The organism is Pseudocitrobacter sp. 2023LY-00077 (genome assembly GCF_055796175.1).
Genome location: NZ_JBSPEI010000004.1, coordinates 1 through 15,350, shown reverse-complemented (window position 1 = coordinate 15,350; position 15,350 = coordinate 1). Strand labels below are relative to the sequence as shown.

The 15,350-nt window shown below is 57.7% G+C and carries 19 protein-coding genes and 1 riboswitch; of the genes, 1 reads left to right on the top strand and 18 read right to left on the bottom strand.

Annotation, left to right across the window (positions count from 1 at the left end):
- Positions 1–2 precede the first annotated feature (2 nt).
- From ACWWFX_RS06375 to ACWWFX_RS06305, 15 genes are read right to left on the bottom strand one after another with little or no spacing between them, the layout of a single operon-like run.
- Entirely contained in the window at positions 3–680 is a 678-nt protein-coding gene (locus ACWWFX_RS06375; protein WP_473223542.1) for an energy-coupling factor ABC transporter transmembrane protein, read from the bottom strand.
- Positions 667–948 carry an energy-coupling factor ABC transporter substrate-binding protein gene (locus ACWWFX_RS06370; protein WP_015963893.1) on the bottom strand — a complete coding sequence of 94 codons (282 nt, stop codon included), beginning with the start codon at positions 946–948 and terminating at the stop codon, positions 667–669. The genes ACWWFX_RS06375 and ACWWFX_RS06370 overlap by 14 nt, the downstream gene beginning before the upstream one ends.
- Positions 949–1,686, bottom strand: a complete 738-nt coding sequence (gene cbiM, locus ACWWFX_RS06365; protein ID WP_189622863.1) for a cobalt ECF transporter S component CbiM — start codon at positions 1,684–1,686, stop codon at positions 949–951.
- Positions 1,683–2,396 carry a cobalt-factor II C(20)-methyltransferase gene (locus ACWWFX_RS06360; protein WP_473223431.1) on the bottom strand — a complete coding sequence of 238 codons (714 nt, stop codon included), beginning with the start codon at positions 2,394–2,396 and terminating at the stop codon, positions 1,683–1,685. Before ACWWFX_RS06360 ends, cbiM begins: the two co-directional genes overlap by 4 nt.
- Positions 2,393–3,187: a sirohydrochlorin cobaltochelatase gene (gene cbiK / locus ACWWFX_RS06355; RefSeq protein ID WP_473223430.1), complete on the bottom strand. Its 795-nt coding sequence runs from the start codon at positions 3,185–3,187 to the stop codon at positions 2,393–2,395. Before cbiK ends, ACWWFX_RS06360 begins: the two co-directional genes overlap by 4 nt.
- Positions 3,184–3,984 carry a cobalt-precorrin-6A reductase gene (locus ACWWFX_RS06350; RefSeq protein ID WP_473223429.1) on the bottom strand — a complete coding sequence of 267 codons (801 nt, stop codon included), beginning with the start codon at positions 3,982–3,984 and terminating at the stop codon, positions 3,184–3,186. The genes cbiK and ACWWFX_RS06350 overlap by 4 nt, the downstream gene beginning before the upstream one ends.
- Positions 3,981–4,706, bottom strand: a complete 726-nt coding sequence (locus ACWWFX_RS06345) for a precorrin-3B C(17)-methyltransferase (RefSeq protein WP_456145908.1) — start codon at positions 4,704–4,706, stop codon at positions 3,981–3,983. Before ACWWFX_RS06345 ends, ACWWFX_RS06350 begins: the two co-directional genes overlap by 4 nt.
- A complete protein-coding gene (cbiG, locus tag ACWWFX_RS06340) occupies positions 4,706–5,761 on the bottom strand; it encodes a cobalt-precorrin 5A hydrolase (protein WP_473223428.1) in 1,056 nt (351 codons plus the stop codon). The genes ACWWFX_RS06345 and cbiG overlap by 1 nt, the downstream gene beginning before the upstream one ends.
- Positions 5,742–6,515: a cobalt-precorrin-4 methyltransferase gene (locus ACWWFX_RS06335; protein WP_276220426.1), complete on the bottom strand. Its 774-nt coding sequence runs from the start codon at positions 6,513–6,515 to the stop codon at positions 5,742–5,744. Before ACWWFX_RS06335 ends, cbiG begins: the two co-directional genes overlap by 20 nt.
- On the bottom strand, positions 6,508–7,077 hold the full coding sequence (locus ACWWFX_RS06330) for a decarboxylating cobalt-precorrin-6B (C(15))-methyltransferase (protein ID WP_473223427.1): 570 nt from the start codon (positions 7,075–7,077) through the stop codon (positions 6,508–6,510). The genes ACWWFX_RS06335 and ACWWFX_RS06330 overlap by 8 nt, the downstream gene beginning before the upstream one ends.
- The gene (locus ACWWFX_RS06325; RefSeq protein ID WP_473223426.1) at positions 7,067–7,672 is read right to left on the bottom strand and encodes a cobalt-precorrin-7 (C(5))-methyltransferase; all 606 of its coding nucleotides are present in this window, start codon (positions 7,670–7,672) and stop codon (positions 7,067–7,069) included. Before ACWWFX_RS06325 ends, ACWWFX_RS06330 begins: the two co-directional genes overlap by 11 nt.
- Positions 7,666–8,805 carry a cobalt-precorrin-5B (C(1))-methyltransferase CbiD gene (cbiD, locus tag ACWWFX_RS06320; protein ID WP_473223425.1) on the bottom strand — a complete coding sequence of 380 codons (1,140 nt, stop codon included), beginning with the start codon at positions 8,803–8,805 and terminating at the stop codon, positions 7,666–7,668. Before cbiD ends, ACWWFX_RS06325 begins: the two co-directional genes overlap by 7 nt.
- Positions 8,802–9,434 carry a cobalt-precorrin-8 methylmutase gene (locus ACWWFX_RS06315; RefSeq protein ID WP_473223424.1) on the bottom strand — a complete coding sequence of 211 codons (633 nt, stop codon included), beginning with the start codon at positions 9,432–9,434 and terminating at the stop codon, positions 8,802–8,804. The genes cbiD and ACWWFX_RS06315 overlap by 4 nt, the downstream gene beginning before the upstream one ends.
- A 10-nt stretch (positions 9,435–9,444) precedes the next feature.
- Positions 9,445–10,404 carry an adenosylcobinamide-phosphate synthase CbiB gene (gene cbiB, locus ACWWFX_RS06310; protein ID WP_473223423.1) on the bottom strand — a complete coding sequence of 320 codons (960 nt, stop codon included), beginning with the start codon at positions 10,402–10,404 and terminating at the stop codon, positions 9,445–9,447.
- Positions 10,401–11,780, bottom strand: a complete 1,380-nt coding sequence (locus ACWWFX_RS06305) for a cobyrinate a,c-diamide synthase (protein ID WP_473223422.1) — start codon at positions 11,778–11,780, stop codon at positions 10,401–10,403. Before ACWWFX_RS06305 ends, cbiB begins: the two co-directional genes overlap by 4 nt.
- A gap of 98 nt (positions 11,781–11,878) precedes the next feature.
- A riboswitch (cobalamin riboswitch) is annotated at positions 11,879–12,054 on the bottom strand.
- Between the two features lie 115 nt (positions 12,055–12,169).
- On the opposite strand from ACWWFX_RS06305, the gene ACWWFX_RS06300 reads away from it, so the two are divergent.
- Entirely contained in the window at positions 12,170–13,030 is an 861-nt protein-coding gene (locus tag ACWWFX_RS06300; RefSeq protein WP_473223421.1) for a GHMP family kinase ATP-binding protein, read from the top strand.
- A gap of 35 nt (positions 13,031–13,065) precedes the next feature.
- Here ACWWFX_RS06300 and ACWWFX_RS06295 read toward each other — a convergent pair whose 3' ends face one another.
- The 3 genes from ACWWFX_RS06295 to sbmC all read right to left on the bottom strand — a co-directional run bounded on the left by ACWWFX_RS06295 (position 13,066) and on the right by sbmC (position 15,190).
- Complete coding sequence (locus tag ACWWFX_RS06295) at positions 13,066–13,401, bottom strand: DUF496 family protein (protein WP_015963878.1); 336 nt, start codon at positions 13,399–13,401, stop codon at positions 13,066–13,068.
- A 166-nt stretch (positions 13,402–13,567) separates the two neighbouring features.
- Positions 13,568–14,626, bottom strand: coding sequence for an FUSC family protein (locus tag ACWWFX_RS06290; RefSeq protein ID WP_231826884.1), 1,059 nt, complete (start codon positions 14,624–14,626; stop codon positions 13,568–13,570).
- A 90-nt stretch (positions 14,627–14,716) separates the two neighbouring features.
- Positions 14,717–15,190 (bottom strand): DNA gyrase inhibitor SbmC, encoded by a 474-nt coding sequence (gene sbmC, locus ACWWFX_RS06285; RefSeq protein ID WP_276220434.1) that lies wholly within the window; start codon positions 15,188–15,190, stop codon positions 14,717–14,719.
- Positions 15,191–15,350 lie beyond the last annotated feature (160 nt).

Below are 15,350 nucleotides of genomic sequence, written 5' to 3'. Positions count from 1 at the left end.
CCCTAAAGGTGAAAATCACCCTGATAAAGTTTGATATCCAGCGTCGTCGCCATCTGTTGATAACGCATCAGCACCCTCGTGAACAGCAACCCAACCAGCATCGCCAGCGAGCGATAGCCTTTCGGCAGACTACGATACCCAAAACGCAGCGTCTGTGCGCGATGAATGGCCAGTGCTTCATCTAACAGGATAAAAATGAAGCGCCAGGTCAGCAGAATTTGTTCGGTAATTAAGCGCGGCACCCGCGCGCGCTGTAGCAACACGATAAGCTGATCGAACGGCAGATTAAGCACCAACCAGAACGTCGCCGACAACGCGCACAGGCTGCGCCAGAATGTGTCGTTGGCGGTGATAAGCCCTGAAGGCGTCATGCCCAGCCAGTAATCGCCAATGGAAATGCCCCACCACAGGCTTTGCGGGTCGCGACCGATACTGAACAAAATCGTCAGCACGCCCACCAGCAAAAACCCCAGCGGCAGCGCCATCCAGCGGCACCAGCGCCACAGGGAAATGCGTGCCACAAAGCAGGTCAGCGCGGCGGTAAGCAGCAGCGTCATCACGCGCCCGAGAACGGGCAACGTAAATGCCAGCACCATCAGCAACAGCCAGAGCAGAAATTTCCACTCCGGCGCGATATGTCGCCAGCGGCTCTGGTAGCTGATGCGGTCAAGCCCGGTCATCACGACGCTGGCGTCCTTTGGTGTAGCCAAGAATATAGAAAATCACCGCCGCGCCAATGGAGCCTTGCAGCGTGAACAATAAACTTTCAATCTCACCGCTGGCGGGCTCATACAGCGGCTGGAACCAAGGTTGATAGTCGGGCGCGACTACCTGAATCTGGTTTTCCGCTTCACCGTCCGACCCGCCATATTCGCCGCCGTGATTAATGAAAAACGGCAGGATCACCAGCGCAATTACCATCGCCAACAGAATCAACGTCTTTTTCATTTAATGCCCCTGTACGGAAATCAACTGTCGTTTGGTGAGCTGATCGTAAATCAGCACCGTTAATAACCCTTCAGCAATAGCAATCGGGATCTGCGTCAGACAGAAGATCCCCATAAATTTGACGATGGAGCCTGTCGCACCGGTTTCAGGATCCGGGAACGCAACGCCCAGCTGTACTGAAGTGACGAAATAGGTCACCAGATCCGCCAGCATGGCGCACAAAAACACGCACACATCGCGACGCAGCCCGGCGCGGCAGGCCATTTTCCACACCAGATACCCGACCACCGGGCCAATGACCGCCATCGACATGCCGTTGGCACCCAGCGTGGTTAACCCGCCGTGCGCCAGCAACAGCGCCTGGAACAATAGAACAATGGCGCCCAAAATCGCCACCACGCCAGGACCAAACAGAATCACTGCCAGACCTACCCCGGTGGGGTGCGAACAGCTTCCGGTGACCGACGGAATTTTCAGTGCGGAGAGCACGAAGATAAACGCCCCACACAGCGCCAGCAGCACCTTCTGATGATTATCTTCCGCCACGATGCGGCGCAGGCGCACTAAGCCGTACCACAGGCACGGCAGAAACAGCAGCCACCAGGCCAGCGCCCACATCGGCGGTAAAAAACCTTCCATAATGTGCATGGCGAATGCCTGCTCGGGCACCACCATCAGCAGCAGCGCGGCGGCCAGGCCGCTCAGGGAAAGCTGTTTGAGCTGTTTTTCCAGCATCATGGTGCGGTCCTCCACTGTTTATTGACCAGAATGGTTGAGAAGTACGGCAACGGCTGGTCATCACTGACGTCAGCCAGGTTGTGCCAGCACTGCTCGCCGGGAAGCGTGGCTTCTGCCATCATCAACGCGCACTCCAGCAGCCCCGCCTGCGCCAGTAGCGCCTTAATGCGGGCGAAGCGGCCATACACTTTCATCAGTACCAGGCTGTCGTGCTGCGCCAGCGCCTGAGCAATCTCCGCTTCCGGCGCGGTACAGGCGATCACCGCCATTGACTGCTGCTCCATTGCCAGCGGCGTTTTACTGCGGGCGGCGATGGCGGCGAATGAGGTCACGCCAGGCACAATCTCCAGCCAGTCTGGATTGCCAATGCGTGCCAGCAGAAAGACCCAGGTGCTGAACAGCATCGCGTCGCCCAGCGTGATAAATCCGACCTGTTTACCGGCCTCCACGTCCTGCACCAGCGCGGCGGCGACCTCGTTCCAGACGGCTTCTTTTTCCGCACTGTCGGCGCTCATCGGGAAGTGGCAGCAGCGAATTTCCGTCTGCTCGCCGAGATACTCCCGCACAATAGAGAGCGCTAAACTGTCGCCGCCTTTGCGTCCGGCGGGTGCATAGAGAATATCGAGCGAGCCCAGCGTGCGGGCGGCGCGTACGGTAATCAGGTCAGATGCCCCCGGCCCGGTGCTCAACGCATATAATTTCCCCGTCATGCGGCTTCTCCCAGGGTTTCGTTAAGTGCCTGATGCAGATGTTTCACAAACATCGCCCGCACCTGCGGGTTTTCGCCCAGCCCACGCAACCACGGTGTCGCGGGGATCCCGGCGGCGTTAAATAAGGTTTTCCAGGAGTCTTCTTCATCAGAAGCCATGTCGTTAATCGCATGATCGCCCGCGACCAGCATCAGCGGCATCAGGTGAACCGCACTCACGCCTTCGCGTTGCATGCTGGCAATCAGACCGTCCACTTCCGGGTAACTCTCAACCGCGCCGACGCGTGCGGGAAATTGCTGCGCGGTCATCATATGGTCGAGACAGGCATAGGCGGCAAAGGCATGGTGGCTGGCACCGTGGCCCATAAAGACGACTTTCTCTTTCGCGGTGAGCGCGGGCATTTGCAGGCGTAACGCTGACATCAGCTCAACGTAGTCATCGTGAGTGCTCAGCAAAGGCGCGCCCAGCGTCAGGCGGGAAAATAGCGGGCGCAGAGATTGCACTTCGCTGGCAATCTTTTCGTACTCATCACCGTTGATAATATGCAGCGATTGAATCGCCACATCCTGATATCCCTGCTCTGCCAGTTTTTGCAACGCCTGTAACGGGGTGTCAATTTCGATGCCGTCGCGCTGTTTCAGCTTGCGGATAATCATCCCGGAAGTGAAGGCGCGAAACAGGTCGCGATCCGGACAACTGGCGGCGAGCTCACGCTCGCAGGCTACGATATTTTTCTCGCAGGTTTCGGGATAGCTGGTGCCGAAGCTGACGACCAGAAGGGCTTTTTTCATCGATTCTCTCCTTCCGCCGTCGCCAGCCAGCGTACAATACGCCGCTGCACATCGGCGCGGTTTTCCAGTAGTTCCTCCCCCGACACCAGCGGTGCCGGGCGCGTAATCACGATGCAGGGAATGCCCGCATCCAGACAGGGCTGTACTTTTTCCTGATAACCGCCCTCAGCGCCTGAGGATTTGGTAATCACCACATCGGCGTGGCACTGGCGGTAAAACGCGGCGTTAAACTCCGCACTGAACGGGCCGCAGAGAGCGAAAATCTCGCCCACACCGAAACCCAGTTCGACACACTGGTTTATCACTTCAGGCACCGGTAATACGCGGGCCAGTAGCGTTTTCTCCGGCAGGCCTGCGCGCCACAGCGCTAAATCTTTACTGCCGGTGGTGAGCAATACACGATCGCCAAAACGCTTCGCGACGTCGCACGCCTGGCGGATATCTGGCACAAAATGAAGCAACGGATGGGTGAGATCGCGTAGCTGTTCCGGGCGCTGATAGCGGCTCAGCACTACGCCCGCCGCTTCGCAGGCGCGCAGTACGTTACGGCTCACGACTTCGGCGTAAGGATGCGACGCGTCGATCACCCAGCGCGTGTTGTTTTCCTTTAACCACGTCACCATCTGCGCCAGCTCCAGCCGCCCGCAACGTACCTGGCCGCGAATATCGCCCGCCAGTTGCTGCCCGGTTGGCGTAGCAACGGAAAGGGTGTAATGCACATTCGCGGCATCCAGCAGCAGGCAGATCATCCGTGCATCGCTGGTGCCGCCAATGACCAACACATCGCCGAAACTCACAGCACATACCCTCGCGGCGTGATCATCAGGCCATCCTGCACATAGGTGGTTTTATTGCCGACAATCACCAGGCTTGTCATATCCACCGGCGTGAAATCCATCTCGCCAAGCGTGGTCACCCATTTTTCCTCTTTCTTACGCCCCGCCGATTTCACTACCCCCACCGGCGTGTCGGCACTTTTACTGCCCGCCAGCAGCTCAAACGCACGCGCCAGATGCCCTTCGCGGCCCCGGCTGCGCGGGTTATAGAAGCAGATAACAAAGTCAGCCTCTCCGGCGGCGATAATGCGTTTTTCAATGACCGGCCACGGTGTCAGCAGGTCGCTCAGGCTGATGTGGCAGAAGTCATGCATCAGCGGCGCACCAAGCAATGATGCCGCCGCAATACTGGCGGTCATGCCGGGAATCAGGCGCACTTCCACATCACATTTCTGTTTGCTAACCAGCTCCAGCACCAGCCCCGCCATGCCGTAAATACCGGCATCGCCGCTGCTGATAAGCGCCACATTGTGCCCCGCTTGCGCCAGGTCAATAGCAGTCTGGCAACGCTCAATCTCTTTGCACATCCCGGTTTTGATCACCTGCTTTTCACCGGTAAAGGCTTTCACCAGGTGGGTGTAGGTTTTGTAGCCGACGATGATTTCTGCGGCCTGCAAGGCTTCCACCGCTTCCATGGTCATCATTGCCTGCGATCCAGGGCCAATTCCAATAACGGTTAACATCAGTGTGCTACTCCCAAAGTGATGGTGACGCCCTGTTCACGCAGGGTCTCTCCTGAGATATTTCCCTCGCTCAGCAACCAGGCCGACGGGCCAGAGACGCTGCCGACGCCCACCGTCTGGCGGACAAAATCAGAGGAGGTAAATCGGTGTTCGTGTTCGCGCAACGCCTCAGCGCTGAAGGTGTAAAACGGCACGCGGTATGCGGTAGCCAGCGCATTGAGCGCCGGTTCCTCTTTTTTCAGTGAGATGCTGCCAATCGCCTTTAGCGCCAGCGGGTCAACACCGTACGCCGCCATCTGGCGGGCGAATAACGTTGCCAGCAGCGCCGAATCGGTATCGCGACGACAGCCAATGCCCGCCACGATGCGCTGAGGTACCAGCTTCCAGTGCGCAATGGCGATGTCGGGAAGCTCGCGTGCCAGCGTAATGCAAACCACCCCGTCCAGCGGCGGTAGCGACTGCAACGACGCCACGGGGATAAACCCGCGCACATCACACTGATTAAGCGCCTCGCGAAATTCCGGCTCGCACCACAACCCCACGCGTTTTCCACTAACCAGCATCTGATTAACCGTTTTTACCGCCGCGCGAAAATCCTTCATGCGCGCATTCAGCGCAACGGCCAGCGTGTCGAGTGCAGCCAACTCGTTAACATCGGTTGCAGTGGTAATGACCGGGTCAGCCCCCAGCAAACCCGCCAGCTTACGCGTCAGCGCGTTCGCCCCACCCATGTGACCGGAGAGCAGGCTGATCGCGTGCTGACCGCGCTCATCAATGACGATCACTGCCGGATCGCTGAACTTATCTGCGATCGCCGGGGCCAGCACGCGCACGGCAATGCCGGTCGCGCCGATAAAAATCAGTGCGGAATCGCGCGCAAACGCCGTACGCGCCGCGTGGGCAAAACCGCCTTCAAAGGGTAAAAAACCCGGTTCCAGCAATTCGTCGCGGGTAAAGCAGGTCATCGGCAACAGGACCGACAGCCGTTTAGCCAGTTCAACACCGCCGGGCGTCAGGCAAAACAGCGCGATGGATTCAGGCTTTGCGGTATTCATGGCTGAATTCCGCGTCATAGAGTTTTGAGTAGTGATACTCCTCGCCCAGGAACGCGCCCACGAGGATGAGCGCCGTTTTGCGTATATCCGCTTCGCGCACTTTGTCTGCAATATCCGCCAGCGTACCGCGCACGGTCTGGCTTTCCGGCCAGGTTGCTTTGTAAATCACCGCAACCGGGGTGCTGGCAGGATAGCCGCCCTCAATCAGGCGCTCGGCGACGCGATGGATGCGCTGAACGGAGAGATAAATCGCCATTGAGGTCTGATGCTGAGCGAAAGATTCGAGCTGTTCGCGCGCGGGTACCGGGGTACGGCCTTCCAGGCGTGTGATAATCAAACTCTGTGAGACTTCCGGTACCGTATATTCGACGCCGAGTTCCGCCGCCGCGCCAAGAAATGCGCTGACGCCCGGGACAACCTGCCAGGCGATACCACGGCGGGTGAGTTCTTCGCCCTGTTCGCGCACCGAACCGTACAGCGAGACATCGCCCGTTTGCAGGCGCACCACGGTTTTGCCCGCTTTTATGCCCGCTTCCATCACATCGAGAATTTGCGCGAGATGCAGTTCCGCGCTGTCGTAGTACTCCGCTTCCAGTGGGCAGTACTCCAGCAGTTCGGTGTTAATCAATGACCCGGCGTAAATCACCACCTGCGCCTGCTGTAACAGACGATAGCCTTTGAGGGTAATCAGTTCCCGGTCACCAGGGCCTGCGCCGACAAACCAGACGCAACGGGGATCGAATGTTTCAGACATGCGCTTCTTCCTTCTGACAGGCGATGACATAGACGGGGTTGTTGGCTTTGAAATAGTGGCCGCTGCCGAGCGGACTCAGGGCCGAAACCTGAATCTGTTGGCAATCAAGCGGAGCAATGCCGCGCTGTTGCAGATGTGCCAGCGCGCTATTGAGGTTTTCCTGCAAAATAAAGGTCATCACCAGACGCCCCGCGGGATGCAGCTGTTCAAGCGCCCAGTCAATCAGCGACGCCAGATTCCCGCCGCTGCCGCCGACGAAAATAGCGTCGGCTTTTTCCTCCACCACCACAGGCGCATTGGCCTGAATGCTCACAATATTTTCGCAAGCAAAATGGCGGCAGTTTTGCGCCATCAGCGCCAGCGCCGCCGGGTTGCGCTCGATAGCGGTCACCCTTAACGCCGGAAAGTGCAACGCGGCTTCAATTGAGACGCTACCGGTGCCCGCCCCCACATCAATAAAATGGCGCGCGTGATGTAAATCCAGTTTCGATAAGGCCAGCGCACGCACGGCCTCTTTGGTCATTGGCACCTTCTCGCCGCGCAGAAACAGTTCATCTTTCATCGAGGATCACCACCGTGTTCATGCCGTAGTCGGCATTGACCTCACTGACGCGCAGCCAGTGGATCTGTTCATTTTCCATCGCCAGATGTTCCCCAATTACCATCCAGCGGTGCCCTTTTCCTCTTGCCGTAAGCTGTTGCGCGATGTCGCGCGGGCCACAGCGGCTATCGGTCACCATCGCCACTTTGCGGTGTCGGGCCAGTTCATCAAACGACACATCGCGCCCGTGGCTACTGGTGAGCCACATCTCATTCATGTCTACTCCTGCGCGGGCGCACAGGTATTGCACCGCGCTGATCCCCGGCACGATACGCACGTTTTCGCGGCCAAAGTGGGCCACCATTCGCGTGCCGATGCCGTAAAAAAGCGGGTCGCCGGAAGCAAGCACCACGATATTTTTATGCCGATGCGCGGTTATCCACGCCAGCAACTGAGGAATATCGGCATCAAGCAGACGCTGCTCGCCCTTAAACGCAGGAAACTGCGCCAGATGGCGTTTGGCCCCTACCAGCACCTGCGCCTGTGCGATAGCCTCGCTTGCCAGCGGGGTGATAAGCGTTAACCCGGCAGGCCCCATCCCCACGACCGTTAACATTGCAGCGCCTCCACGATCTCTTCGACCGGGCGATTGCTCCCCAGCACCTGGTTGTCAAAGGCAAACATGATGGCGTCGCATACGGGCGGCGTTTTGGTAAAGCGCAGTTTTTGCTGCACGCGAAGACAAATACGTTCGGCAAGATGGTTGTAGATGCGCTGATAACCAAAGGCGTCGATGTGCTCCATCGCCGCCTCGGTGGTATCGCAATCGCTCACCTGCGTCAGCAGATCCAGCGGCGCGCCAAGCAGCGCCAGATGCGCCACCAGCGTTTCCATCCGCGCATCGGCAATATGGCTATGGGTATGGAAAATCCCGGCGGCAATTTTGATCAGTTTTCCAGGGTGACCAATCAGCACAATGTGCCGGAACCCAAGGCGCACGGCCTCATCCAGCATATAGCCGACAAAGTTGCTCATGGTGACCACCACGTCGCTATCGATGCCGAGTTGCTCGCGGACAAAACGTTCACCATGATTGCCCGGCACCAGTACCACGCGGGTGAGGCCCGCAGCGCGCTTGATTTCCAGTTCCAGCGACAGGGAGCGTTTCCAGCTCTCCTCTGACATGGGCGTGACGATACCGGTCGTGCCAAGAATCGAGATCCCGCCCAGAATACCGAGCCGGGCGTTGTAGGTTTTCTGCGCCCGCGCTTCGCCTTCCGGGGCAAAAATCTCGACATCTGCGCCGCGCGCCGGGCCAATCGCCTCGCGAACGGCAGCTTCGATGGTCTGACGCGGGGTGCGGTTAATCGCCGCGCTGCCGAGCGGCAGGCCCACGCCTTTGCGAGTCACGGTGCCCACGCCTTCCCCGCCGCGTAAGACAATTTCGCCGCTGTCGTTGAGCGTCACGCGGGCAAAAATCAACATGCCGTGCGTGGCGTCAACATCATCGCCGCCGTCTTTACGGATTGCCGCCACAGCCTGTTGCCCTTCAATTTGCGGCAATTCAACGTTCAGATTGAGCGTCACGCCAGAGGGCGTCACGATCGAGACCTGATGAATAATGTGCTGGCGCAGCACCATCAGCGCTGCCACTTTCGCGGCGGCTGTGGCGCAGGAACCGGTGGTGTAGCCTTTGCGCAGCGGTTTACCGTTGTGCCAGACCGGGGCGTCAAACGCGGCGTCGCTCATTTTGCATCCCGCAAGTGGTAGAGAATGGCGTTCACAATCGCCGCCGCCACGTTACTGCCGCCCTTACGCCCCAGCGCGGCAATGGCGGGCAGCGCACTATGAGTCAGCGCGTCTTTGGATTCCGCGGCACCGACAAAACCAACCGGTACGCCAACCACACCGCTGACCGGCACGTTCAGCTCCAGCAGGCGGAACAGCGCGGTCGGCGCGTTGCCGAAGACAAAGACTTTCTCACCCTCTTCGCGCACGGCGATATCCACGGCGGCCATCGAGCGCGTCATGCCCTGCGCTTTGGCTTCGCGCACCACGCGCGGGTCACTGATGTAGCAGCGACATTCGCCGCCAAAGCTTGCCAGCAGCGGTTTGTTAATCCCCGATAGCGCCATGGTGGTGTCGGTGTAGAGCGTGCAAGGGCGACTCAGGGCTGCCGTTAGACGCGCCAGCGCATCCGGAGAAAACCACAGAATATCCAGCCACTCGAAATCAGCAGTGGTATGAATGACGCGCTTGACGATGGCTTTGTGTAGCGGACTGGCAAACTGATAATCGGGCCGCGTTTCGCGAATAATCTCGCCGATAATGTCAAAGCTTTTAGCCTCAATGGCCTGCGGCTGGCGAATGTAATCCATGTGCTACTCCTCAGGCCGCGCCCATCACCAGCCACCGGACTGCCATAAACAGCACCAGCGCCAGCGTGGAAGCAACCCACATCAGTCGAATCGTTCGGGAAATATCGTCTACGGCAATGTCGCGTTGCTCGTCACCGATCCACGGCTTCTCAACGCGCTCACCAAAATAGTCATTCGGCCCGCCCAGGCGGATACCCAGCGCCCCGGCGACGGTCGCTTCAGACCATGCGCAGTTGGGGCTGCTGTGGTTATGGCGATCGCGCCAGCCAATGCGGAACGCGGCAGCGGCGTTGTCGCGGCAAAGCAGAGCGGCGGCGCTGAGCAGCAGCCAGCTCAGGCGCGCGGGAATGAAGTTGGCGACGTCGTCCAGCCGGGCGCTCACCATACCAATCGCGCGGTATTTTTCATGTTTGTAGCCGACCATGGAGTCCAGCGTATTCACCGCTTTATAAGCCATCGCCAGCGGCGCACCGCCGAGCAGCAGGAAGAAGAGTGGCGCGATGATTCCGTCGACGCTGTTTTCGGCGACGGTTTCAACCACCGCACGGTTGATTTGCGCAGGTTGAAGTTGCGAGGTATCCCGCCCCACAATCCACGACAGTTTTATCCGGCTTTGTGCTAAATCACCCGCGCGTAGCGGCTGCTCAACGTCGCGGACCGCATTCGCCAGGCAGCGCCCGGCCAGTACCGTGAAGATCATCCAGACCTCTACTGCCCAGCCTAGCCACGGATGTATCGCGTAAGCCAGCGCCAGCACGCCCCAGGCGACAGCCCAGCTCAGACCGACCACCACCAGCCACATCACGCCGCCGCCAATCCGCAACGCGCGGTCACTGTGGCAATAGCGGCGCACCGTTTTTTGTACGCGGGTGATAAGGGAGCCTATCCAGCGCACCGGGTGAGGCCAGCTTTGCGGGTCACCAATAAGCAGGTCGAGTATCCAGGCGATACACCAGGCGAGCAGGGTCATTGGACGCTCCTTGCCGCATTCAACCAATGCGTGAGCATCATCGGGCGCTGGGCGAAATGAATATGCAGATAGCTGGCGAAGGTGTTACCCACCTGCCAGCCACCGGACCAGGTTTGCAGGATTTTCCCGTCGCGTACTTTGCGGCAATCCAGCACTGCCGGCGTTTCCGGCGTGAAATCGGAGTAGTGAAATTCGTGCCCGCGAAGCCATTCCCCCGCCGCCGCCAGCAGCGTATTTTCCCGCGCCTGCGCCTCGCAGTAGCCAAAGCGCGTCAGCCGTTTGCCCATTTTGCTGTGACCGGGAATGATATTCGCCATGAGATGAGTTGCGCCCTGCGCATCTTCCAGCGAGCTGCCCAGATACATAAGGCCGCCGCATTCGGCGTAGATAGCCACGCCGCGCGCATGCGCCTGGCGCAACTGTGTGAGCATCGGCTGATTTGCCGCCAGCGCCTTCGCGTGGATCTCCGGATACCCGCCGCCGAGCCAGATCATCTGGCATTCCGGTAGCACGTTATCGTGAAGTGGGCTAAAGCGGACGATGTCGACGCCTGCACGTTTAAGCAGCGCAATGTTGTCCGGGTAGTAAAAATTGAAGACTTCATCATCGGCCAGCGCAAGCGTCAGACGCTCACCTTCGCCCACCGAGGGTATTGGCGGCCATTCGCCCTGCGGCAGGGTTTTCATCTCGCTCAGGGTCAGCAGTTTTTCGATATCGAGCGTGCGCCCCAGCGTGTCGGCAAAATCTTGCCACGGTTGCTGTTCAACAACCGACTCCCGCGCCGTCACCAGCCCGAGATGCCGTTCCGGCAACGCGACGCCCGCCACGGTGGGCACATAACCAATCACCGGCAATGTGCAGTAGCGCTCAATGGCGGATTTGAGAAGCTGGAAATGGCTGTCGCTGTTGACGCGATTGACAATCACGCCAGCGATATTGAGAGAGGGATCGAAGTGCTGAAAACCCAGCACGGTTGCCGCAATCGAGGTTGAGACCGCTTTGCCATCCACCAGCAAAATGACCGGGCAACCGAGCTGTTTTGCCATCGCAGCGGTGCTGCATTGATTGGGGTCGATACCGAGGCCATCGTACAGCCCCATCACGCCTTCAATCACCGCGATATCGGCATGCTGCATCTGTTCGCTGAACAAGGCGTTCAGCGCAGGCGCGGGGATCATGAAACTGTCAAGATTACGCGACGCCACGCCGGATATCGCCGTATGCCAGCCGGTGTCGAGGTAATCGGGCCCGACTTTCCACGGCTGCACTCGCCATCCGCGCTGTTTCAGCACATTCAACAAGCCAAGCGTTACCGTGGTTTTACCACAGCCGCTACCGGTGCCTGCCAGAATAAATGCGTGATGCTTTGCCGCCATGCCCTGATCCTGCTCAGGGTGGTAGGGGTACGTCGAGATGCGCGTGTTCCCGGTCTGCCGACCGCACGCTTCTGAGCAACCCACTTCCCACCGAAGTTGTTGAGATGTACCGACAGGCAGGTCTTCTGGCTTAGCGTCGTTCTCGCCCGTCCTTCCCAATCTCACGATCAGTGGTATTTACGGGTTCGTCAGCATTACAGCAGCGGGGGCTGCGAGGGATTTACACCCTCTTCCCTGACACATTACGTGTCTGACCTATCGGCTTAATTACGGAGTCAGTGTAGCGCTCATACTCCGTTGCAATTTTGCGCTAAAACAATCTATTGCGCCGCAGCGGTTTATTCAATTTATAATACCGACCTGGAAAATAGGGCTAATAAGGTGACAGCGTGGCCGTTGCACAATGCCCCGCATCCTGCGGGGAACTGATTCAGGGCTGGATCCAGGGAAGTGAGAAATTAATCTCCTGCCCGGTTGGGCTATACAGCACCGTGGAAGTTAAAGCCGGTAAACCGACTGATGATGAACGTCCGCTGACGCGCGTAATGGTCAATCAGTTGCTGGCTCTGTGGGAATTTCCGGCGGAGTGGAGCCAGCAGTTGCGCATTAATCTGCACTCACCTATTCCGGTCGCCAAAGGGATGGCCAGCAGTACGGCAGATATTGCCGCCACCGCTGTCGCCACCGCGCGCTATTTTGATAAAACACTCTCTGAACAGGCGCTGGCACAGCTTTGCGTTAACCTTGAGCCCACCGATAGCACGCCTTTTCGCCAGTTGACGCTGTTTGATCATAATCAGGGCCATGCGCAAACCGCCGGTTCGCAACAACCGCAGCTCGATATTCTGGTGCTGGAAAGCCCACATACGCTACAAACCGCAGACTATCACCGCCTCGACAGGCAGGCGGCATTGCTCGCTGGCGCACCACAACTGGCGCAAGCCTGGCAAAAAACCCGTCAGGCATGTGAAACAGGCTGTGCCGGACTGCTGGGGGAAGCCGCGACACTTAGCGCTATCGCCAGCCAGTTAATTTTACCGAAACCGGGTTTTCAGCGCGTGCTGGATACTGTGGCGCGTTTTTCACTGTATGGCGTAAGCATCGCACATAGCGGGAGTGTGATGGGATTAATGCTCGACAGGACGAAACACGATGTTGATGCCGTGATGGCAGAGCTGGAAAGGGACGAGGGTAATGTGCTGTGGCCACAAAAATATTTGCTGCCCATGGTGGAAGGCGGCGTCAGATAGCATTCAGGCGGCACGGAGGCCGCCTGATGAAAAAATTACTCAGCTTTCGGCTCAGCAACCTTCTGTTCGCCCATCGCTTTCAGCTTTTTAGAGATGTCGCGACGTTCTTTAGAAATTTCGGCATTTTTGATGATGTAATCATCAACGCGATCTTCGTAATCGCTCTTCATGCTGGCAATGATGCCCTGAATCGCTTCAACGCTCATGCCCGGTTTGATGTAGTCGCTAAGGTTGTCCAGCAGCAGTACGCGCTTCTGGTTGTCACGGATCTTTTTCTCAACGTCCTGAATTTCACGCTGCAGTTTGTTTTTACGACGGAACAGACGAACAAACTCCAGTACATCCTGAAATGAAGGCTTAGTTGTTTCCATTTTTACACCCCTGATATTTGAGACTCGGATTCGTAAATACAACGACTATAAGACTATATATACGTATAGGCGCTGCTAATGACAATGGTTTTTACCTGTCCCTCATCATAACCCTAAACGCTGCTGAATCGAAACAACCCAAGGTCAAAGGTGTTGCATTCGTCGCTTATTTACGCAGCGCACGGCAGATAAGCAGGGATAATAGCTCAAGCTGACGCGCCAGCTCCATGCTTAGCCAAACGTAGCCATGAATGGGCGTTTCCACCAAATGAGTGCTTTTGTGCTCCGTCAGCAGCTGGCGTAGCTCATCGACGATCTCGTTAAGTTTTTCCGTGTTCGCTTTAACCGGCTGGGGGTTACCTTCATACAGCGCGTGGGCGATGGTTAAGAGCGTTTGCTGCGTCATCTGCTGCGTTTCGCGCAGCGTATGGGCGTTAAGCATTAAAAAGTGGCTTTCGCGAGACGCCCAGTGCGCGTTGATTTGCAGCTCGAGCATGCAAACGAGGTTGCGGCTCACGGTCTGGATGCCTTCAAATACTGATTTCTGGATATGTGTTTCTTTGCTGGCGGGCGTAATCAACCCACGGATTTTCACCACATCGTTCAGCACCGTTTGTAGGTGCTTTTCCAGATGCGGCCGCTCCACAAGGTTGGGTGAAAACCCGGCCTGATAGAGACGATTAAACTGGGTCACAAATGTCGCCATCTGGATGCGCCAGTGGATAAACGCCCGCTGCGGCCAGACGCCGGTGAAAAGCATCGCCAGCAGCGAACCGAAGATAACGTCGCCGCTTCGCCACAGCGCAGTGTGCAGGTCTCCCGGCGGCGCGCCGACGACCACGCCCAGCGTAATGCCAATCAACAGTGCCTGATAGGGCCGTTTCCCGAGCGTCAGCCAGCCGCACAGGAACATTGCCCCGGCGCACCACATCAGCATCAGCGGTAAAGAAATGAGTTCAAGCTTAAGCGCAATCAAACCCAGCGCCGAGCCGAGGATAGTGCCGCCAATACGCTGGAAGGCGCGCGGCACTACGTTTCCCCAGAACGAGATGGGCCCCATGATAACCACGAGAGTAATCAGCGGCCACGACCCTTCCGGAATGTCAAAAATACGTACAATCAGAAAGGCCAGCACAAATGCCAGGGCGATACGAATGCCGTGCACCACACGATAATTGCGGTATAGCCGAATTTCAAAAGGACTGAGTGACTTATCAGGACGCAAACCGGTTCTCCGGCAGAACGAAAGAGCGCAATTGTACCTGCTTTTGCCCGGCTCGCATCATGGGGCGAAAAAAATCTTTCACCTTCATTTTCAGGCCGCGTTTCGCGCCACCGCAACGTACATCTCAATATCCCAGTAGCCGTCCTGATTGCCGTCGTTGAGATAGCGTTCGAAGCAGGGCTTGCCATCAATGTGATACGCATTGTCTTTCAGCAACGCGTCAAAGAATTGCAGCCACGGCGTGGAAAAATCATGCTCAACCACCCGGGCGCTGGCAACCGCGTACTCGCCGCCATCAATATGGGTGAGGATGACGCCCTCGCTATTGGGCGGCAATGTGAAGTCGTCAGCCACCGTCACTACCGTATTGCAGCGCAGTTTTTCAGGCGGCACTTCATCGGGGTTATCAAAATAGACCGCTATCCACTCCTTCGCCGGAATTGACTGGCCGTCTACCCACATCATCAGTTGCTCAAAACCTTGCTTAACGGTGTCTTCCCACGGGCCAACCATATGGAAACCGGCGACGGTACGGGCATGAACATGTTCGATACTGTAGTGCATAGATCCCCCTGAGACGGAATTTACTGTATATAGATGGGTCTTCCCCGATCATGGTGGGAAGGCTCAGAACGCCATATTCAGCTTTCCGTAGTGGAACATCACCCCCAGTTTAAAGCGCTCCCGGTTTCGGTATCCCCTGGCTTTTATCCTCAGCAGCCTG